This window comes from Streptomyces sp. NPDC058289, assembly GCF_042880975.1.
Lineage (GTDB): Bacteria > Actinomycetota > Actinomycetes > Streptomycetales > Streptomycetaceae > Streptomyces > Streptomyces stoeckheimensis.
Map to the genome: position 1 here is coordinate 24,004 of NZ_JBHVYI010000073.1, position 19,670 is coordinate 43,673.

The 19,670-nt window shown below is 71.9% G+C and carries 16 protein-coding genes; 10 read left to right on the forward strand and 6 right to left on the reverse strand.

Annotated features, from left to right (window positions below):
• Positions 1-109: 109 nt before the first annotated feature.
• The 3 genes from ACFVX6_RS29895 to ACFVX6_RS29905 all read left to right on the forward strand — a co-directional run bounded on the left by ACFVX6_RS29895 (position 110) and on the right by ACFVX6_RS29905 (position 2,809).
• Positions 110-307, forward strand: a complete 198-nt coding sequence (locus ACFVX6_RS29895) for a hypothetical protein (protein ID WP_389696707.1) — start codon at positions 110-112, stop codon at positions 305-307.
• Between the two features lie 181 nt (positions 308-488).
• Positions 489-2,549, forward strand: coding sequence for a 4-alpha-glucanotransferase (locus ACFVX6_RS29900; RefSeq protein ID WP_389696677.1), 2,061 nt, complete (start codon positions 489-491; stop codon positions 2,547-2,549).
• Positions 2,550-2,569: 20 nt separating this feature from the next.
• Entirely contained in the window at positions 2,570-2,809 is a 240-nt protein-coding gene (locus ACFVX6_RS29905; protein ID WP_389696679.1) for a hypothetical protein, read from the forward strand.
• 100 nt (positions 2,810-2,909) lie between these two features.
• On the opposite strand, the gene ACFVX6_RS29910 is transcribed toward ACFVX6_RS29905, so the two are convergent.
• Positions 2,910-3,401 carry a MarR family winged helix-turn-helix transcriptional regulator gene (locus ACFVX6_RS29910; protein WP_389696681.1) on the reverse strand — a complete coding sequence of 164 codons (492 nt, stop codon included), beginning with the start codon at positions 3,399-3,401 and terminating at the stop codon, positions 2,910-2,912.
• 129 nt (positions 3,402-3,530) lie between these two features.
• Here ACFVX6_RS29910 and ACFVX6_RS29915 point away from each other — a divergent pair, with 129 nt between their 5' ends.
• Genes ACFVX6_RS29915 through ACFVX6_RS29925 form a run of 3 tightly spaced genes read left to right on the forward strand, consistent with a single transcriptional unit; the run spans position 3,531 to position 6,363 of the window.
• Positions 3,531-4,481 (forward strand): EamA family transporter, encoded by a 951-nt coding sequence (locus ACFVX6_RS29915; protein WP_389696683.1) that lies wholly within the window; start codon positions 3,531-3,533, stop codon positions 4,479-4,481.
• 51 nt (positions 4,482-4,532) lie between these two features.
• Positions 4,533-5,450: a DMT family transporter gene (locus tag ACFVX6_RS29920; protein ID WP_389696685.1), complete on the forward strand. Its 918-nt coding sequence runs from the start codon at positions 4,533-4,535 to the stop codon at positions 5,448-5,450.
• 10 nt (positions 5,451-5,460) lie between these two features.
• Entirely contained in the window at positions 5,461-6,363 is a 903-nt protein-coding gene (locus ACFVX6_RS29925; protein ID WP_389696687.1) for a LysR family transcriptional regulator, read from the forward strand.
• A gap of 280 nt (positions 6,364-6,643) precedes the next feature.
• Here the strand turns inward: ACFVX6_RS29925 and pepN are convergent, their stop codons facing one another.
• Positions 6,644-9,214 (reverse strand): aminopeptidase N, encoded by a 2,571-nt coding sequence (pepN, locus tag ACFVX6_RS29930; protein ID WP_389696688.1) that lies wholly within the window; start codon positions 9,212-9,214, stop codon positions 6,644-6,646.
• 140 nt (positions 9,215-9,354) lie between these two features.
• Between pepN and ACFVX6_RS29935 the strand changes: the two genes are divergently transcribed.
• Complete coding sequence (locus tag ACFVX6_RS29935; RefSeq protein ID WP_389696690.1) at positions 9,355-9,852, forward strand: DUF1203 domain-containing protein; 498 nt, start codon at positions 9,355-9,357, stop codon at positions 9,850-9,852.
• Positions 9,853-9,918: 66 nt separating this feature from the next.
• Here ACFVX6_RS29935 and ACFVX6_RS29940 read toward each other — a convergent pair whose 3' ends face one another.
• Positions 9,919-10,947 carry an aspartate-semialdehyde dehydrogenase gene (locus tag ACFVX6_RS29940; protein ID WP_375956986.1) on the reverse strand — a complete coding sequence of 343 codons (1,029 nt, stop codon included), beginning with the start codon at positions 10,945-10,947 and terminating at the stop codon, positions 9,919-9,921.
• Between the two features lie 251 nt (positions 10,948-11,198).
• On the opposite strand from ACFVX6_RS29940, the gene ACFVX6_RS29945 reads away from it, so the two are divergent.
• Positions 11,199-12,686 (forward strand): M28 family metallopeptidase, encoded by a 1,488-nt coding sequence (locus ACFVX6_RS29945; protein WP_389696692.1) that lies wholly within the window; start codon positions 11,199-11,201, stop codon positions 12,684-12,686.
• Between the two features lie 91 nt (positions 12,687-12,777).
• Here ACFVX6_RS29945 and ACFVX6_RS29950 read toward each other — a convergent pair whose 3' ends face one another.
• A complete protein-coding gene (locus ACFVX6_RS29950) occupies positions 12,778-16,095 on the reverse strand; it encodes a S8 family serine peptidase (protein WP_389696693.1) in 3,318 nt (1,105 codons plus the stop codon).
• A gap of 273 nt (positions 16,096-16,368) precedes the next feature.
• Positions 16,369-16,941 (reverse strand): CGNR zinc finger domain-containing protein, encoded by a 573-nt coding sequence (locus ACFVX6_RS29955; protein ID WP_389696695.1) that lies wholly within the window; start codon positions 16,939-16,941, stop codon positions 16,369-16,371.
• Positions 16,942-17,060: 119 nt separating this feature from the next.
• Here ACFVX6_RS29955 and ACFVX6_RS29960 point away from each other — a divergent pair, with 119 nt between their 5' ends.
• Complete coding sequence (locus ACFVX6_RS29960; RefSeq protein ID WP_351384907.1) at positions 17,061-17,519, forward strand: VOC family protein; 459 nt, start codon at positions 17,061-17,063, stop codon at positions 17,517-17,519.
• A complete protein-coding gene (locus ACFVX6_RS29965; RefSeq protein WP_389696697.1) occupies positions 17,519-18,397 on the forward strand; it encodes a pyridoxamine 5'-phosphate oxidase family protein in 879 nt (292 codons plus the stop codon). Before ACFVX6_RS29960 ends, ACFVX6_RS29965 begins: the two co-directional genes overlap by 1 nt.
• A 5-nt stretch (positions 18,398-18,402) precedes the next feature.
• Here ACFVX6_RS29965 and ACFVX6_RS29970 read toward each other — a convergent pair whose 3' ends face one another.
• Complete coding sequence (locus ACFVX6_RS29970; RefSeq protein ID WP_389696699.1) at positions 18,403-19,362, reverse strand: hypothetical protein; 960 nt, start codon at positions 19,360-19,362, stop codon at positions 18,403-18,405.
• Positions 19,363-19,670 lie beyond the last annotated feature (308 nt).

Sequence of the window (19,670 nt, forward strand, 5' to 3'; positions counted from 1 at the left end):
CGGACCGACACAGTGGGAGACATCCACGGGTCCTGACCGATCCTCACGCACGAAGGAGTGCCTGCCGGTGAACACCAAGGCTGCGAACACCAAGAACGCCACCACCGCCATATCCGTCCCCAAACGGCTTCCGCCGCTCGCCCACCTGCCGGCGCAGGCCGGACCCGACGAGCGGCCCCTCACCAGCGAGCCGTCGCTCGCCGACGCCGCGCACGCGCCGTTGACCAGTGAGCCCCCGCTCGCCTGCGAGGCCCCGCTGACCAGCGAGCCGACCACCCATGCCGCGGCGGCCGCCGCGGGTGACTAGGGGGGTGTCGGATGGATCAGGACCGGGGTCGCGGGGCCTGGCACGGCACCTCGCCGCGTTGCCGAAACGCCCCGACAGCTCCGCTGTCGAGACGCTCCGGCGCCTTGCGATGCACCGCACCAGGCCCCGCGACCTGGCCGACCCTGATCCACCCAACACCCCCTAGACGACAAGGAACCTGATGGACGACCTCGCCCGGCTCGCGGCCCTGTACGGAGTCGCCACCACCTACCAGCCCGCCGAGGACGTCACCCTCCGGGTCCCGGAGGCCACCGTCGCCGCCGTACTGCGGCAGTTGGGGGTGAACACGGACACCCCGGAGTCCGTACGGGCGGACCTGGCCGCGGCCGAACACGACGCGGCGCACCGGCTGTTGCCGCGCGTGCTGGTGTGGTGGGCCGGATCCCGGCCGCCCGTGGAGCTGGGCGCGCTGCCGCCGGGGACCCGGACGCTGCTGGAGGCGGAGACGGAGGGGGCCGGGCCGCCGGAGGCTGCGGGCCGTGCGGCCCCCCAGGCGCCGCCGGCGGTCTGGGGTGCGGCCGACGCGGGGGAGCCGCCGCTCGGCGTGCACCGGATCCATGCCGAGGCCCCCGACGGCCGCACCGCGACCGCCACCCTGATCGTGGCCCCCGACCGGGCTCCGGCGGCGCCCGAACGCACCCACGGGCTGCTCGTCCAGCTCTACTCGGTGCTCTCCGAGCGTTCCTGGGGCATGGGTGACCTGGGCGATCTGGCGGAGCTGGCGCGCTGGGCGGGCCGTGTCCACGGAGCCGGCTTCGTCCAGGTCAACCCGCTGCACGCGGCCGTGCCCGGCACCCCGACCGACCCCTCCCCGTACCGGCCCTCCTCGCGCCGCTTCCCCGACCCGGTGCACCTGCGGATCGAGGACGTCCCCGAGTACGCCGACTGCCCCGACCGGGCCGCCCTCGCGGAACTGGCCGACCGGGGAGCGGAGTTGCGGCGCGAGGTGCTGGAGAAGGGGGCGCTGATCGACCGGGACGCCGTCTGGTCCCTCAAGCGGGCCGCCCTGGAGCTGCTGTACGCCGTCCCGCGGACCCCCGAACGGGAAGCGGCCTACGGGGAGTTCCGCGCCGAGCAGGGCGCCGAGCTGGACCGGCACGCCGCCTGGTGCGCCGGGCACGCCGGGGAGGACCCGACGACCGGGGCCGACTTCCACCGCTGGCTGGTCTGGCTGACGGACGCCCAGCTCGCCGCCGCCCAGCGCGCAGCCAAGGAGGCCGGGATGGCGGTCGGCATCGTGCACGACCTGGCCGTCGGGGTGCACCCGGAGGGCTCGGACGCCACCGGAGCCCCCTTCGGAGCCCCCCACTACGCCCGGGCCGTCTCCGTCGGGGCCCCGCCGGACGCCTTCAACGCGCGCGGCCAGGACTGGGGGCTGCCCCCGTGGCGGCCCGACCGGCTGGCGGCCACCGGGTACGCGCCGCTGCGGGCCCTGCTGCGGGGGGTGTTCCGGTACGCGGGCGCGCTGCGCATCGACCACGTCATGGGACTGTTCCGGCTCTGGTGGATCCCGGAAGGGGCCCCGCCCGCCGAAGGCGCGTACGTCGCGTACGACGGGGAGGCGATGCTCGCCCTGCTGGTCCTGGAGGCGCACCGGGCGGGGGCCCTGGTCATCGGCGAGGACCTCGGCACCGTGCAGCCGGGGGTCCGTCAGGCGTTGGCCCGGCGCGGGGTGCTGGGCACCTCGGTGCTGTGGTTCGAGCGGGACTGGGGCGGCGACGGCGAGCCGTTGGAGCCGGAGCGCTGGCGGGCCGACTGCCTGGCCACCGTGACCACCCACGATCTGCCGCCCACGGCCGCCAAACTGGCCGGCTCCCACGTGGAACTGCGCGACCGGCTCGGCCTGCTGACCCGCCCGGCCGAGCGGGAGCGCGCCGAGGACGCGGCCGATACCGCGCGCTGGCTGGACGTACTGGAGGACCTCGGGCTCGATGCCAAGGGCGAGGAGGCCGCCGTACGGGCCCTGTACGGGTTCCTGCTGCGCACACCGGCCCGGCTGGTCGGGGTCTGGCTGCCCGACGCGGTGGGGGACCGGCGGCCGCAGAACCTGCCCGGCACCTGGGACCAGTACCCCAACTGGCGGCTCCCGGTCGCCGACGCGGAGGGCCGGCCGCTGAGCCTGGAGGCACTGGCCGCCTCGCCGCGGGCGAACGCCCTGCTGGGGGCGGTGCGGGGGGCGGCGGGAACCCGTACGGCACCCCCGGGCGCGCGCGGCGTTTAGGTGTTCGCTACGTTTGCACCGTGGACAAGAAGAACGCTCTGCGCGCCGGCGCCGTCACGGCCGGAACGACGCTGATGATGCTGCTGATGACGTCTCCCGCCCTCGCGGTCACCCGTGACGACGGCGACGACCCGGGTCCGGGCCTGAGCGTCGCCGAGACGCTCGGCCTCTACGTGGCCGCGCCGATCGTGCTGTTCCTGATCATTGCCGGTCTGGTGATGGTCGGCGACAAGTCGCGCAAGACGCAGCACGAAGGCTGACCCAAGACTGAACGAAGGCGCCGGGGGTCCCTGAGGACCCCCGGCGCCTCGTCGTACCCGGGCCCGGTTCCCAGGGCCCGGCCCCGCAGGCCCGTCTCCGCTAGGGGACCCCTGCCATCACCTTGCGCAGCAGGCCGGTGAGCGCCGCGATCTCCGCCTCGTCCAGCCCGGTGAGCGCTTCCCGCTGCACCTCCAGACCCGCCGTGACCGCTTCGTCGATGAGCGCGAGCCCCCGGTCGGTGATGGTCACCCGGAGCCCTCGCCGGTCGTCCGGATCGGGGCTGCGGCGGAGCAGCCCGGCCTTCTCCAGCTTGTCCAGCCGTCCCGTCATCCCGCCCGTGGTGAGCATCAGCGTGGCCGAGAGCTGGCGGGGCGAGAGGGTGTACGGGTTTCCGCTGCGGCGCAGCGTGGCCACGACGTCGAACTCCCCGCGCGAGATCCCGTAGCGCCCGTAGGCCTTCTCCATCGCGTCGCCCATGGCTTTGGAGATCCGGTAGATCCGGCCGAAGACGGCCATGGGCGTGGTGTCCAGATCGGGGCGCACCACGAACCACTGGTCGGCGATCGCGTCGACGGGGTCTTTGTCGGTCATAGGCGCAGTATCCGGCTTTCGCTTGTTCATTGGCAAGAAAGTTGCTTGCAGGAAAGTAGCTTACTGCTAAGCTACTTCCAAGTGAGCTACTCGCTCGAGCCACTCGTCCCTGCCGGAGGAGCACCCGCCGTGAAGCGCGTCACCACCCTCGTCCTGACCGCCCTCGCCCCCGTCTCCTGGGGCTCCACCTACTTCGTGGCCTCCGAGCTGCTGCCGCCCGACCGGCCGCTGTTCACCGGGGTGATGCGGGCCCTGCCCGCCGGACTGCTCCTCACCGCCCTCGCGCGGAAGCTGCCCACGGGGCAGTGGTGGTGGAAGGCGGCCGTCCTGGGCGGCCTCAACATCGGAGCCTTCTTCCCGCTCCTGTTCCTCTCCGCCTACCGCCTGCCCGGCGGGGTCGCGGCCGTACTGGGCTCCTTGGGGCCGCTGTTCGTCGTGGGGCTCGCCGCCCTCCTCCTGGGCGAGCGGGCCCGGCTGCGGACCGTGCTCGCCGCCGTCGTGGCGGCCTTCGGCGTCGGCATGGTGGTGCTGACCGCGCAGGCGCAGCTCGACCCGGTCGGGGTGGTGGCCGGCGTCGTCTCCTCCGCCTCGATGGGCGCGGGCATCGTCATGACCAAGCGGTGGGGGCGCCCGGAGGGCGTCGGCCCGCTGGCCATGACCGGCTGGCAGCTCACCGCGGGCGGCCTGGTCATCATCCCGGTCGCCGCGCTGGTGGAAGGGGCGCCGCCGGCCCTCGACGGCAAGGCCTTCCTCGGGTACGGCTACATGATGCTGATCAACACCGGCATTGCGTACTGGCTCTGGATCCGCGGCATCGGGCAGCTCAGCGCCACGTCGGTCACCCTCCTCGGCCCGCTCTCGCCGCTCACCGCCGCCGTCATCGGGTGGGCCGCTCTGGGGCAGGCGCTGTCGCCCGTGCAGGTGCTGGGCATGGTGATCGCCTTCGGCGCCACCATCGCGGGGCAGCTCGCGGCGGGCTCGACGGGCACGACGCGACCGAAGGCGGGACCGTTCAGTTCTGCTGAAGAGACCGATCGAAATGTTTCGATGGACCTGACGGGTACCCCAGTGCGACGGTAGACCAACGAACCGACACTCCGAACCCCGAGGGGGAGACACACCGTGGCCGTCATGGACCGAGTCCGCACCGTCCCGCAGGAAGCACTGCCCGGCAAGGCGAAGAAGGTGGCCGCCGGTCTCGGCATCCTCCTCGCCCTGCTCGCGACGGTCGTCTGGTCCGGCAGCTTCGTCGCCACCCGCGGCATGGCCGACAGCATCCCGCCCGTCCAGGCCGTCTTCTGGCGCTGGGTGATCGCCACCGTGGCCGTCGCCCCCTTCGCCGCCCGGCAGGCCTGGCAGCAGCGGGCCCTGATCCGCGAGCACTTCGGCTACGTCGCCCTGGCCACCCTCTTCGGCGTCACTCTGTACAACACGCTCGTCCACCAGGCCGGACTGACCACCTCCGCCTCCAACATGGGCATGATCATGGCCGCCTCGCCGGTCATCATGGCCCTGTACGCCCGGCTCGGCGGCGAAAAGCTCGGCGTCCGGCGCACCTTCGGCCTGGCCCTCGCCGCCCTCGGCGTGCTCCTCCTGGTCGGCAAGGGATCGATCCGGTTCGACTTCGCCGCCGGCGACCTGTGGATGTTCGGCGCCGCGCTGTCCTTCGCCACGTACAGCGCGCTCCTCAAGCGCAAGCCCGCCGAACTGGGCGGACTCGCCTTCCTGCTCACCACCTTCGTCCTCGGCGCCCTGATGCTCGCCCCCGCCTACGCCGTGTCCGTCGGTGTCCAGGGCGGCTTCCAGGTCACCCCCTCCACCGCCGGAATGCTCCTGTACGTCGGCGTCTTCTCCTCCGCAGTCGCCTTCTTCGCCTGGAACAAGGCCATCGGGATGATCGGCGCCGCTCGCGCCGGAGTCGTCTACTACCTCCAGCCGGTCTGCGTCGCGGGCCTCGGCCTGCTGCTCCTCGGCGAGACGACCGGTCCGACGCAGCTCCTCTGCATGGCGCTGATCCTCGGCGGCGTGGGTCTGGGTGCCCGGCGGTAAGTTCGGTCCCATGATCGAGTGGGACATCAAGAAGCTGCGGATCCTGCGGACCCTCGCCGAACAGGGGACCGTGACCGCGACGGCCGAGGCGCTGCACATGACGCCCTCGGCCGTTTCGCAGCAGCTGACCAACTTGGCCAGGATGCTGGGGGTCCCGCTGCTGGAGGCGCAGGGCCGCCGGGTCCGGCTCACCGATGCCGCACACCTCGTACTGCGGCACGCGGAGGCCGTGTTCGCGCAGCTGGAGCGGGCCGACGCGGAGCTGACCGGGTACCTCGCGGGGGAGGCGGGGGAGGTGCGGATCGGCGCCTTCTCCACCGCCGTACCGGTCCTCGTGGTCCCGGCGGTCGCCGCCCTGAGGCGCTCGCACCCCGGGGTGGAGGTCCGCGTACGGGAGACCGAGGCGGCCGAGTCCTACGAGCTGCTGTCCGCCGGGGTCGTCGACCTCGCGCTTTCCCTCGCCGCGCACGCTCCGACCGCCCGCGATCCCCGCTTCACCCGCAGGACCCTGCTGGAGGACCCCCTCGACGTGGCCCTGCCCCCGGACCACCCGCTGGCCGGAGCCACGGAGCTGCGGCTCTCGGACCTGTCCGGGGATCCGTGGATCTACGGCGGCTCCGGGCCCTGGTCGGAGATCACCCGCAACGCGTGCGAGGCGGCGGGGTTCGTCCCGGAACAGGCGCACTCGGCGTCCGGGTGGACCGCGATCCTGGCGATGGTCGAGGCGGGGATGGGGGTGGCGCTGGTGCCGCGGATGGTGGCGAGTCGCGCGGCCGGCGTCGCCGTGCGGGTGCTGTCCCACGACCGGCCCACCCGGCACGTCATCGCCGCCCTGCGGCGGGGCTCGGAGTCGGCGCCTGCCGTGGCGCACGTCCTGGCGGCCCTACGGACCGTAGCCGCCGCCCGGCCGTAGCCGCCGCTGCGGGTGGGCGGCCCTGCGGGGCAGAGTCCCCTACCCGCCCTTCGCCCGTTCCCCGAGCCCCGCCCGGACCCGGTCCTCAAACGCCGGACGGGCTGAAATCGGCTCCGCCCGGACCCGGTCCTCAAACGCCGGACGGGCTGAAATCAGCTCCGCCCGGACCCGCGCCTCAAGGCCGGACGGGCTTGAACGTGCCGCGCAGCGGCACATCTCAGCCTCGCCGGCGCTTGAGGCGCGGGGTTCGGGGCGGAGCCCCGGCAGCGGCGCGAGCCGCTTACGCCCGAGCGTCGGCCGCCTGGGCGGTCAGCGCGCGCTCGATGCCCGCGCGGGACTCCGAGACCAGGCGGCGCAGGGCCGCGTTCGGCTCGGCCGAGGCCAGCCAGGCGTCCGTCGCCGCGAGGGTCTCCGCGGAGACCTGGAGGGACGGGTAGAGCCCCACCGCGATCTGCTGGGCGATCTCGTGGCTGCGGGTCTCCCAGACCTCCTTGACCGCCGCGAAGTACTTCGCCGTGTACGGGGCGAGCAGCTCGCGCTGGTCGGTCTGGACGAAGCCCCCGATCACCGCTTCCTGCACCGCGTTCGGGAGCGAGTCGCCCTCGACGACCGAGGCCCACGCCTCCGCCTTGGCCTCCGCCGTCGGACGCGCCGCGCGGGCGGTCGCCGCGTGCCGCTCGCCCGCCGCGGTCTTGTCCCGCTCCAGCTCGGCCGCGATGGCCGGCTCGTCGGCGACGCCCGTGGCGACCAGGCGCTCCAGGAACGCCCAGCGCAGCTCGGTGTCCACGGCCAGGCCCTTGACCTCGGCCGAGCCGTCCAGCAGCGCCGACAGGTAGGTCAGCTGCTCCTCGGTGCGGGCCGTCGCCGCGAAGGCGCGGGCCCACGCCAGCTGGTGGTCGCTGCCCGGCTCGGCCGCGCGCAGGTGCTCCAGCGAGGCCTCCGTCCAGAGCGCCAGGCCCTGGTCGCGCCACGCCGGGTCGGCGTACAGCTCCACGGCCAGCTTGACCTGGCGGTGCAGCGACTGGACGACGCCGATGTCCGACTCCTTGCCGATGCCCGACAGGACGAGGGCGAGGTAGTCGCGGGTGGCCAGTTCGCCGTCGCGGGTCATGTCCCAGGCCGAGGCCCAGCACAGCGCGCGCGGCAGCGACTCGGTGAAGTCGCCCAGGTGCGCGGTGACGTTGGCGAGCGACACCTCGTCGAGGCGGACCTTGGCGTACGACAGGTCGTCGTCGTTCAGCAGGACCACGGCCGGACGGGTCCGGCCGATCAGCTCGGGTACGGCGGTCAGTTCGCCGTCGATGTCCAGCTCGATCCGCTCGCCGCGCACCAGCTTGCCGTCGGTCAGCTCGTACAGGCCGACCGCGATGCGGTGCGGGCGCAGCACCGGCTCGCCCTTGGCGCCGACGGGCAGTGCCGGGGCCTCCTGGCGGACGGCGAAGGCGGTGATGGCGCCGTTCGCGTCCGTCTCGATCTCCGGGCGCAGGATGTTGATGCCGGCCGTCTCCAGCCATGCCTTCGACCAGGCGGTCAGATCGCGGCCGGAGGTCTCCTCCAGGGCGCCCAGCAGGTCCGACAGGCGCGTGTTCCCGAAGGCGTGCGCCTTGAAGTACGCCTGCACGCCCTTGAAGAAGGCGTCCTGGCCGACGTAGGCAACGAGCTGCTTGAGCACCGAGGCGCCCTTGGCGTACGTGATGCCGTCGAAGTTGACCAGGACGTCGTCCAGGTCACGGATGTCGGCCATGATCGGGTGCGTGGAGGGCAGCTGGTCCTGCCGGTACGCCCAGGTCTTCATGGAGTTGGCGAAGGAGGTCCAGGCGTGCGGCCACTTCGAGCCCTCCGCGTACGCCTGGCAGGCGATGGAGGTGTAGGTGGCGAACGACTCGTTCAGCCACAGGTCGTTCCACCACTCCATGGTGACGAGGTCGCCGAACCACATGTGCGCGAGCTCGTGCAGGATCGTCTCGGCGCGCGTCTCGTACGCCGCGTCCGTCACCTTGGAGCGGAAGACGTACTGGTCGCGGATGGTGACCGCGCCCGCGTTCTCCATCGCGCCCGCGTTGAACTCCGGCACGAAGAGCTGGTCGTACTTCGCGAACGGGTAGTCGTACGCGAACTTCTCCTGGAACCAGTCGAAGCCCTGCCGGGTCACGTCGAAGATCGCGTCGGCGTCGAGGAACTCGGCGAGCGAGGGGCGGCAGTAGATGCCGAGCGGGACGGACTGCCCGTCCTTGCCCTCGTACGAGCTGTGCACCGCGTGGTACGGGCCGACGATCAGGGCCGTGATGTACGTGGAGATGCGCGGGGTGGGCTCGAAGCGCCAGACGTTGTCGGCCGGAGCCTGGGGCGTCGGGGAGTTCGAGATGACCGTCCAGCCCGCGGGGGCCGTCACGGTGAACCGGAACGTCGCCTTCAGGTCGGGCTGCTCGAAGCTCGCGAACACGCGGCGCGCGTCCGGGACCTCGAACTGGGTGTACAGGTACGCCTGCTCGTCGACCGGGTCGACGAAGCGGTGCAGACCCTCACCGGTGTTGGTGTAGGCGCAGTCGGCGACGACGCGGAGCTCGTTGGCCCCGGCGGCGAGGTGCGCGAGCGCGATCCGGGAGTCGCGGAAGACGGCGGCCACGTCGAGGGCCTTGCCGTTGAGGACGACCTCGTGCACGGCCGGGGCGACCAGGTCGATGAACGTCTCGGCGCCGGCCTCGGCGGACTGGAAGCGCACCGTGGTCACGGAGGGGTACGTGCCGCCCTCCTGCGCGCCGCTGAGATCGAGCTCGACCTCGTACGAGTCGACAGTGAGCAGCTTTGCGCGCTGCTGAGCCTCTTCACGGGTCAGATTCGTGCCTGGCACGCGGTCATCTCCTTCGATGGTGACGTTCCGGCCCATCCTTCCACGCGGGCCGCGCCCCCGCGCCGGAGTCATCCACGGGCGAAACGCGACGTCCGATTTCCGCCAGCTCCGGCCGGTCCGCCGGGAGCACCCTGGACCCCATGACCACCCACACCGTGCTCGCCATCGCCCCTCCCGTCCTCTCCCGCCTGCGCGCCGTCGACGATGCCGGGCGGCCCTGCACCGCCTACGAGGACCCGGAGGGCGGCGCCCCGCTGCGCTGCTGCCTGCGCCGCAGCGTCTCCGGGGAGCGGATCGCCCTCGTCGCGTACGCCCCGCTGCGCCGCTGGGCCGCCGCGACAGGCGCCGACCCCGAGGCCTACGACGAGCAGGGCCCGGTGTTCATCCACGCCGCCGACTGCGGCGGACCGGCCCCGGAGTCCGGCCTTCCCTTCGCCCACCCGGGCGCCCTGCGCACGGCCCGCCGCTACGACGCGGCGGGCCGCATCCTCGGCGGGCGGGTGCTCGACCTCGCCGAGGACCCGGACGCGGTGGTCGGGCAGGCGCTGACGGAGGCCTTCGAGGACCCTCGGACCGCGCTCGTCCACGTCCGCTCGGCCGAATTCGGCTGCTACCTCTTCGAGGTCCGCCGGGCGTAGCGGGCGCGGGGGGAACGCCGGAGGGCGGCACCGTGACGGTGCCGCCCTCCGGTCGTGCGAACGGGATCAGCCGCGCAGCTCCTCCGCGACCAGCTCCGCGATCTGGACCGCGTTCAGCGCGGCGCCCTTGCGGAGGTTGTCGTTGGAGAGGAACAGCGCGAGGCCGTTCTCGGTGGTCTCGTCGACGCGGATGCGGCCCACGTACGAGGCGTCCTTGCCGGCGGCCTGCAGCGGGGTCGGGATCTCCGAGAGCTCGACGCCCGGGGCGTCCTTCAGCAGCTCGTAGGCGCGCTCGACGCTCAGCGGGCGGGCGAAGCGGACGTTGACCTGGAGGGAGTGGCCGGCGAAGACCGGCACGCGCACGCAGGTGCCCGAGACCTTGAGCTCCGGGATCTCGAGGATCTTGCGGGACTCGTTGCGGAGCTTCTGCTCCTCGTCGGTCTCGAAGGAGCCGTCGTCGACGATCGAGCCCGCGAGCGGGATCACGTTGTAGGCGATCGGACGCTTGTAGACGGCAGGCTCGGGGAACTCCACCGCGTCGCCGTCGAAGGTCAGCTGGTCGGCGGCCTCGGAGACCGCGCAGGCCTGGCCCTTGAGCTCGGCGACGCCCGCCAGGCCCGAGCCGGACACGGCCTGGTAGGTGGTGGCGATCAGCGCGGTCAGACCGGCCTCGTCGTGCAGGGGGCGCAGCACCGGCATCGCGGCCATCGTGGTGCAGTTCGGGTTCGCGATGATGCCCTTGGGGCGGTTCTTGATCGCGTGCGGGTTGACCTCGGAGACGACGAGGGGGACCTCGGGGTCGCGGCGCCAGGCGGAGGAGTTGTCGATCACGACGGCACCCTGCGAGGCGACCTTCTCGGCGAGGGCCTTGGAGGTGGCGCCGCCCGCGGAGAAGAGCACGATGTCCAGGCCGGAGTAGTCGGCCGTGGAGGCGTCCTCGATGGTGATCTCCCGGCCCTCCCATTCGAGGGTGGAGCCGGCCGAACGGGCCGAGGCGAACAGCCGCAGCTCGTCCACCGGGAACTTGCGCTCGGCCAGGATGCCGCGCATGACTCCGCCGACCTGTCCGGTGGCTCCGACGATTCCGACCCTCACGGTGACTCCTCTTGGTACGTACGACGCGGGCGCGCGTGAAGCCATCATGCGTTCGACCCCACGAGCCTTGTCCAATCCATTGTCCGAGGAGCGGACGGTGTTCTTCCTGTGAACCCGCGTGACAACTCCGTGGCGGGCGTGTTGCACCGCCGCCCGGTGGGCGTTTCGCCTGGTCGTAGCCGGTTACGGTCCCGTCTGTCGCGTCCGCAATTCGGACGCGTGTTCCGTACTTCGAACTCGGGGAGAACCACGTGCGCGCCATCCGCCACCGCCGCCGGTCCATACCGGCGCTCGCCGCCCTCGCGGCCGCCGCCGTCGCCGCACCCGTCCTGCTCGCCGCCACGCCGGCCGCCGCCCACCCGCGCGAGGGCCGGCTGGCCAGGGAGCTGGTGGAGGAGGTCACCGCCCGCGGCGCCTACCGCCACCTGGCGAAGTTCCAGCAGATCGCCGACGCGAACGGCGGCAACCGCGCCGCCGGCACCCCCGGCCACGCGGCCTCCGCCGCCTACGTCCACGACACGCTGAAGAAGGCCGGGTACCAGGTCTCGTACCAGGACTTCGACATCTACGACGCGCACACCAAGACGGAGAAGACCACCGTCCTCGGCGCGGAGTCCCGTGAGCTGGCCACCGCCGCCTTCACCTTCACCAAGTCGACCCCGGCCGGCGGCCTGACCGCCGCGCTCGCCCTCGCCCGGGTCGACGAGAGTCCCGGCTGCGACGCCGACGACTACGCGGCCGGCGCCTTCACCGGGAAGATCGCCCTGGTCAAGCGCGGCACCTGCACCTTCGTGGAGAAGCAGCGGGCCGCCGCCGCGGCGGGCGCGATCGGCGTGATCGTCTACAACCACAGCGGGACCACCCCGGTCCGCGGCAGCTTCTCCTCGCCCGCCGAGGGAATCATCCCCAGCGCCGGCATCACCCTCGCCGACGGGGAGGCGCTGAGCGCTGCCGCGGCGAAGGGTGAGGTGAGCGTGCGGCTGGAGCTGGACCAGGAGCACGTGAAGAAGACCACGCGCAATGTGATCGCCGAGACCCGCGGCGGCCGCGCCGACCGCGTGGTCACCGTCGGCTCCCACCTGGACTCGGTCCCCGAGGGGCCGGGCATCAACGACAACGGCTCCGGCTCGGCCGGCCTGCTGGAGGTGGCCCTCGAGCTCGCGGACGAGGGCGCCAACAAGAAGGGCAAGGGCAAGCAGACCGCCAACAAGGTCCGCTTCGCCTGGTGGTCGGCGGAGGAGCTCGGCCTGCTGGGCTCCGAGCACTACGTGGCGCAGCTGTCCGAGCGGCAGAAGAAGGACATCGCGCTCTATCTGAACTTCGACATGATCGCCTCGCCGAACCCGGCGCAGTTCGTCTACGACGGCGACGACTCGGACAAGACCGGCGAGGGCGCCGGACCGGCCGGCTCGGCGCAGATCGAGGCGCTGATCAACGGCTTCCTCGACAAGAAGGCGAAGCCGCACGAGGGTAGCGACTTCGACGGCCGCTCCGACTACGGCCCCTTCATCGCGAACGGCATCCCGGCCGGCGGCACCTTCACCGGAGCCGAGGGCATCAAGACGCCGGAGCAGGCCGAGCGGTACGGCGGCACGGCCGGGGCCCCGTACGACCCGAACTACCACGGGGCCGGGGACACCTTGAAGAACATCGACCTGAAGGCCTTCGACACCAACCTGGACGTGATCGCCCACGCGGTGGGCACGTACGCACAGGATCTGAGTTCGCTGGGGAAGTAGTCCGCACCCGAGAGGGAAACGGGCTGGGGGAAACAGGCGGGGGCGGTGCTCTGACGAGCACCGCCCCCGCTGTGTTCAGGCTCCTACCGGGTTACGGCAGGACCTTCTCGATCTGCACGCTGCCGGTGCCGGCGGCGGTGCCGCGGGCGTTGAGCAGCTTGACCTCGCCGAAGAACTGGCGGCCTTCCGGAGCGGCGCTGTTGACCAGCACGTTCGCGGAGACGGTCGCCGAGGCGCCGTTGGCGAGGTTGACCGCGGCGGCCTCGTCGACCTGGACGGTGCCCAGGGCGGCCGAGTAGTAGACGTCGCGGTAGTCGTACGTGGTGGAGCCGGACGGGATCGCGTAGCCGAGCACCTCGATGGTGTAGGTGCCCGCGGCCGGGTTGACGAGGCTCACGGCCTCCTCGGAGTCGCCGTCGGCGGAGGAGCCGACCTTGACGCCGTCCTTGTACACGTCCAGGTCGAGGTCGGCGGCGGTGTCGGACACCTTGCCGATCGCGATGTCGAGGCGGGAGACGCCCTCGCCGATCGTGACCTCGGTGGTGTGGGTCTCACCGGTGGCGATGGTCGGCTTGGCGACCTTCGCGGAGCCGAGCGGACCACCCTGGAGCTTGCCGGCGGAGATCGCCGCACCCTCGTTCTTGACGGTCCACTGGACCGGCGCCGGGGTACCGAGCTTGACCTCGGGCAGGACCTTGACCGCGGGGTCGAAGGCCGCGCCGAGCACGGAGACGTCCAGCTTGAACGGGTTGTCGAGCAGCGGCGACGTACGGCGCGACTCGACCTCGATCTCCCAGACGCCCGGCTGCGGGTTCGGGTACGAACGCAGGTCGGGGCGGCACTGGTTGGCCGGGTTGTCGTAGTTCGGGTAGCACTGGGTCGTCGCGCTGTCCTCGACGCCCACACCGTACGGGTGGATCGAGATGAAGCGCGTCTGGCTGCCCGCCGCGAGTCCGCCGAGGGCGACCTCGAGGGTCTTGGCGCCCGCCGGAACGGTCACGAAGTACGACTTGTGGCTGTTGCGCTGCACGGAGGAGGTGTCCGAGTAGCTGTACGAGGGCTTCGCCAGCGGGGTCGAGACGACGACCGTGGAGAGGATCTGCTTGTCGATGCCCTCGGTGGTCTCGTCGTCGAGCTGCAGGATGCCGCTGTGGACGCCGGCCGTCTTGGGCTTGGCCTCGACCTTGATGGTGACGGGCTTGTTCAGGGGCAGGGTGACGTAGTCGTAGCCGCCGATGACCTTGAAGGTGCCGTCGTTGTTGCGCCAGGTCAGGTCGTGCCGGGTGCCGTACTTGACGCCCGTGGTGCGGGTGACGACGACGTCGTAGACCTTCTTCTGGCCGACCTTAAGGCCGCCCTCGCGGTCGTAGACGCCGGTGCCGAAGCCCGGGGTCTTCAGGAACTGGTCGATCGCGGTGTCGACCGGGGCCTTGACGGTGAAGTCGTTGGCCTTCGCGCCGCGCTGGATGGACTCCCACGCGCCGGGGATGTTGATCAGGCCCGCGCCCTGGGCGTGCGCCGGAACGTCATCGATCTTCTTCGCGCTGCTGGTGAGCGCGATGCGCAGGTTCGCCGGGGTGAGGGCGATCTTCTGCTGCTTGGCGGCCGAGATCAGCAGGGCGCTGGCGCCCGCCGCCTGCGGCGAGGACATCGAGGTGCCCTGGAGCATGCCGTAACCGGCCGGCAGGTTGTAGCCGGCCTCCTTCACCGGTGCGCCGGGCAGCCAGGTCTGGATGGTGTTGATCGACGCGCCGGGGGCGGTGATCGTCGGCGTGAAGCCGCCGTCCTCGCGCGGACCGCGGGAGGAGAAGGGGAACATGTTGTACTTCTTGGTCACGCCGGAGCCGTAGTTGGCCGCCCAGGTCTCCTTGGAGACCGCCGCACCCACGGAGATGACCTTGTCCGCGAGACCGGGGTCGCCGATGGTGTTGATGCCGGGGCCCTCGTTGCCCGCCGAGATGACGAGCTGGACACCGTAGGTGTCGATGAGGTTCTTGTAGAGCTCGGAGCGCGCGTTGTTGCCGTCGTTCAGGGCCGGCAGGCCGCCGATCGACATGTTGACGATGTCCACGCCGCGGTTGACGACGAGGTCGATCATGCCCTCGGTCAGCGCGATGTTGGTGCAGCCGCCGGACCAGGAGCAGGCGCGCGAGGAGACGAGCTTGGCGCCGGGCGCCTCGCCGTTCATCGCCCCGCCGAACAGGCCGTTGGCGGCGGTGATGCCCGCGACGTGCGTGCCGTGCTCGGACTCGATGATGCCGACGTTGACGAAGTCGGCCTTCTTGCCGACCCAGTCACCGCCCAGCGGGTCCATCGGGACGTCCTTGCGGATCTCGATCACGAACGGGATGCGCTCGGCGACCTCGGTCGCCGGGTTGTCCGTGCCGAAGTAGCCGATCTGGTAGCCGTCCTTGTACGGCTTCATCGGCTCGTTGTTCGTGAAGTCGTTGTCCTGGTCGGTGTCGACGCGGACGGTCCCGGCGACCGGGTCGTAGAGCAGGCCGAACCGGTCGGTGGTGTCCCCGTCCCGGTTGACGTCGCCCTTCATGTCACCGGTGGCGGTGATCGACTCGGTGAAACGGCTCCACTGGAACGAGCCCTCGGGAGCCTTCCAGCTGCCGCCGCCCGCGGTGAAGGTGCCACCGGCGACCGGGGTGATCTGGGCACGCCAGGTGGCGTCGCCGTCGGTGATCGGGTCGGTCGCGGTGACCCAGTCGACGATCTTGCGCTCGCCGGTGGTGGTCTTCTGGAGCGCCGGGTGGCCGAGGTCGACGCCCGAGTCCATGATGCCGATGGTCACGCCGCGGCCGTCGGCCGTCGGGTTCTTCTTGAGGAAGTCCAGCGCACCGGTCTCGAAGGACGGGTTGTACGGGTTCTTCGCCGGGGTGTTCTTGCCCGGCCCGGGGTAGGTCTCGGCGGCGGTCCGCTTCACCGTCCCCGTCTCGCGGTCCGCGTCCGGACGGGGGTCCGGGAGCTGGATCTCGTGCCGCAGGTCGATGCCGTGCACGGACGACAGCTTGGCGGCCGCCTTCAGCGCGGCCTCCGCCTTGTCGATCGGCAGGGTGGCGCGCACGTAGCCGAGCTTGTCGTACGTCTGGCCCACCGAGGCGCCCTGGACGTCATCGAGCTGCTTGGCCACCTGCTGGGTCTCGCCGGGAGCCGTCGCGACCATGACCGTGACGGTCTTCTCGCCCTTGGTCTTGGCTTCCTGGAGCAGTTCGGCGTCGGCCGAGCCGAGCTTCTCGTCGGCAGACTTCACCGCCGGGTTGGGCGCGGGGGTATTCGTGCCGGTCGCCGCGAAGACGGGCATGGCGCCGGTGGCCGCGAGGGCGGCCACCAGGCCGGCCGCAGCCGCGACGCGTGAGACGCGTCGGGCCGCGGATATAGAGCTGGGGGAGTCGAGGGTCATCAGCATCCCTGGCTAAGTGAAAGGTACGGTCCGGATTTCGGTGCCGGATGACCGGTCAGCCTCGCGTAAGTGACAGCTCTTTGGGGAGAGTTGTCACGGACCGATACCTGCCGTGGCGGACTCCCGCCAGCTCGGGGCATACGCCAGAAGGCCCGTACCGGAATGAACCGGTGCGAACCTTCGGGGTGGAACATGGATTTGTAGACTTCCCGACCGTGCGTCAGGGGTCGGCCGGGCCCCCGTCTCAGATCAGGTGTGACAACTTCCGGGTGTTCAGCGCTCGCGCGTGCGCGCGTAGTGGCGGGATGCTTTCGCCCGGTTTCCGCAGGCCGACATCGAGCACCAGCGCCGGGTGCCGTTGCGCGAGGTGTCGTGGAAGCGCAGCACGCAGGTCTCGGAGGCGCACTTGCGGATCCGGCCGGGGTCGGAGCCCAGCAGCTCCAGGTAGTCGCGGGCGGCCGTCCAGGCCGGACCCCAGGTCGGGTCGTCGAACTCCGTCCGCTCGCCCGGCCCTTCGGCGGTCAGGGTCGCCCGGATCCGGCCGTGCTCCAGGACGGCGTCGACCAGCGTGCGGGCGCTCTCGTCGGCCGGGTCCGCGACCGCGCGGGCCAGTGCCTCGCGGGCGGTGAGCAGGTGGACCAGGGTCGCGGCGTCGGCGCGGAAGCGGCCGGCCAGGCCGGCGCTCTCCAGCCAGAGCGCGAGCCCTTCGACGCGGGTGAGTCCGAAGGCGCCGGCGAAGAGGTCGACGGGTTCGCCCTCCTGGACCCACCGGGTGTTCAGCAGGTCCAGGGCCACCGGTTCCCCGGTCAGGGGTCGTGGGTCCGTCGTCTTGTCCGCCGCCGTCATGTCCGCCTCCTCGTGGCACTAACCCCTCAAGAGTACGTGAGCGGTTGACTCCTCTGGTTCTAACCTCTAATCTCGATTTAGAGGGTTAGAAACTGAGTAGTTCTGGGGAAGGAACCGTTGTGACGACCGTCATCAGCAAGCTGCGCACCGGCCACGTGGGCCTGAACGTCACGGATCTCGACCGGTCGCTCGTCTTCTACCGGGACGGCCTCGGCTTCGAGCTGCTCGGCGAGGGCAAGGAAGAGGACCGGCGCTTCGCCTTCCTCGGCCAGGACGGCGAGCTCGTGCTCACCTTGTGGCAGCAGGCCGAGGGGGCCTACGCACCCGGCGCGGCCGGACTGCACCACCTCGCGCTCTCCGCGGACGCCATCGAAGAGGTCAGGGCGTACGAGGAGCGGCTGCGCGGTCTGGGCGTCGATTTCGCCTACGAAGGGGTCGTCGCCCACGGCGAAGGGGCGGCCTCCGGCGGGATCTTCTTCCACGACCCCGACGGGACCCGTCTGGAGATCTCCGTGCCGAGCGGCGCCGAAGGCGCCGAGGCTCCCACCACAGGGGCCCCTACCTGCGGGTTCTTCTAATGTCCGGGTACCACTGGGGCTCGCTGGCCATCCAGGAGCGGGTCGGTGTCCGCGAGCACGCCGTGCACGTCGGCCAGTCCATCACCCCGCACATCAAGGACGTGGCGGCGGCCTTCCTGGGGCTGCAGCCGCACCTGGTCGTCGGCGCGGCCGATCCCGGAGGTCTGCTCTGGGCCTCACTGCTGACCGGCGCCCCCGGGTTCGTACGGGCCACCGGGCCGGACCGGATAACGGTCAAGGGCGGGATCCCCGAGGGCGATCCGCTCGCCGAGGCGCTGGCCACCGCCGGCACCCGGGTCGGGACCATCTCCCTCGACCCGCGCACCCGGCGCCGGATGCGGCTGGGCGGAACCCTGGAGGTGACCCCCGGCGGGTTCGCGCTGGCGGCCGAACGGGTCTTCGCCAACTGCCCCAAGTACCTCCAGAAGCGGCAGCCTGTCCAGCTCGTCGCCGAAGGAGCCGGTGTCGTGCGGCGCGGGGACGCGCTCACCCCCGACCAGGAACGGGCCGTCCGCGCCGCCGACACCTTCTTCGTCGCCACGTCCGCGGGGGCGGACGGGGCCGACGCGAGCCACCGGGGCGGAATGCCGGGCTTCGTCGAGGTGCTGTCCCCGACCGAACTGGCCTGGCCGGACTACGCGGGCAACGCCATGTTCCTGACCCTGGGGAACCTGCTGGCCGACCCGCGGGCCGGGCTGCTGTTCCCGGACTGGGAGAGCGGGGCGCTGCTCCAGCTCAGCGGGCGGGCGGAGCCCGAGTTCGGGGCGGGCGGGGACCGGCGGGTCCGCTTCCGGATCGAGTCCGTGGTGGAGAGCGTGCACCCGGGGCGGCTGCTGTGGAGCGCCCCGGAGTACTCGCCGGCCAATCCTGCGCTGTAGGGCCCTCACCTGGGCAGGACGACGAGGTAGGCGGCGGGCTCGCGGTCGGCGGACGCCGTCAGGGCGGTCCGTACGACCGCAGCCTGCTGCTCGGGCCAGTCGCGGAGCTTGCGCGGGGTGATGTGCAGGACGGTCACCCCGCACCGTTCCAGGGTCTCCCGCTTGCGGACGGACTCCGACCACGCCTCGTCCTCGCCCTGGCGCGGGGCCCGAGTGTCGATCTCCACGGCCACCGCCTGCTCCGGCCAGTACGCGTCGACCCCGCCCAGGTGCGGGCCGCCGGGCAGCCGCAGGTCCACGTTCCAGACGGGCTCGGGCAGTTCGAAGCCCCGTACGAGCTGGTACAGCCGGTCCTCGGCAATGGCCCGGCCCTCGGCGAGCAGCGATTCGACGGCGTCCACCACGTGCGGGCGGTTCAGCAGCCGGGCCACCGTCAGCTCCCGCACCACGGCGGCCGGTTCGCAGTGCCCGCCGCGGACGGCTTCGCTGAGCAGGCGGCGGACCGTACCGGCGTCGGAGAGGTGGGCGACGGCGTCGGCGACGGCGCGGGCCACGGGGGCGACGGGCAGCCCGGTGACCTCCATGGGTCGGGGCGGGGTGTGCGTCCGGACGATGCGGACCTGTCCGGCGGAGCGCAGCCGGCGGGTGTTCGGGACGAGCACGTCGATCTGGGGGAGGCCGAGCAGGGCGGGGGCGGAGGAGAACCGGTACAGCGCGAGGGCGGCCAGCCCGGTGATCATGACCTCGTCCCCGCGGCGCCCCGCGTACAGGAGCGCCGCGTGCAGCCGCTCCTCGCTCGTCGCGGGCCCCGAGTGGAGCAGGAACACCCCCGGCAGGATCTGCTGCCAGGACCGCTCGGCGGCGTCGGAGGCGGTGACCCCGTGCTCCCGGAGCTGGGCCAGCGACAGCACGCGGGGGCGGTTGTCGGTGAGGTGGGCGAGGGGGAGGGGTGCGTTGTGGTTCATGACGCTGAGATTCCCTCAGGCCATGGCCTCGCTAACCCCTGTTACACATCCGTCGGCAAATCGGGACAAGCCGGGGCTAAAGTACGGACGTTCGAGTGCCGATGGCATGCGCCGCTGAGCAGGTCGGGCACCGCTTCCTGGGGCTCAAACGTCGGCGGGGGGGGGGTAAAAAACCCCCCCCCCCCGCGGTTGGGGGGGTTTTCCCCCGTTTGGTGGGGGGGGTCGTGCCCGGGGGGGGGGGGGGGGGGGTGGCGGGGGGGGGCGGCCTCCGCGAGGTAGAGGGAGACCCAGCCGTCCTTGCCCGGGAG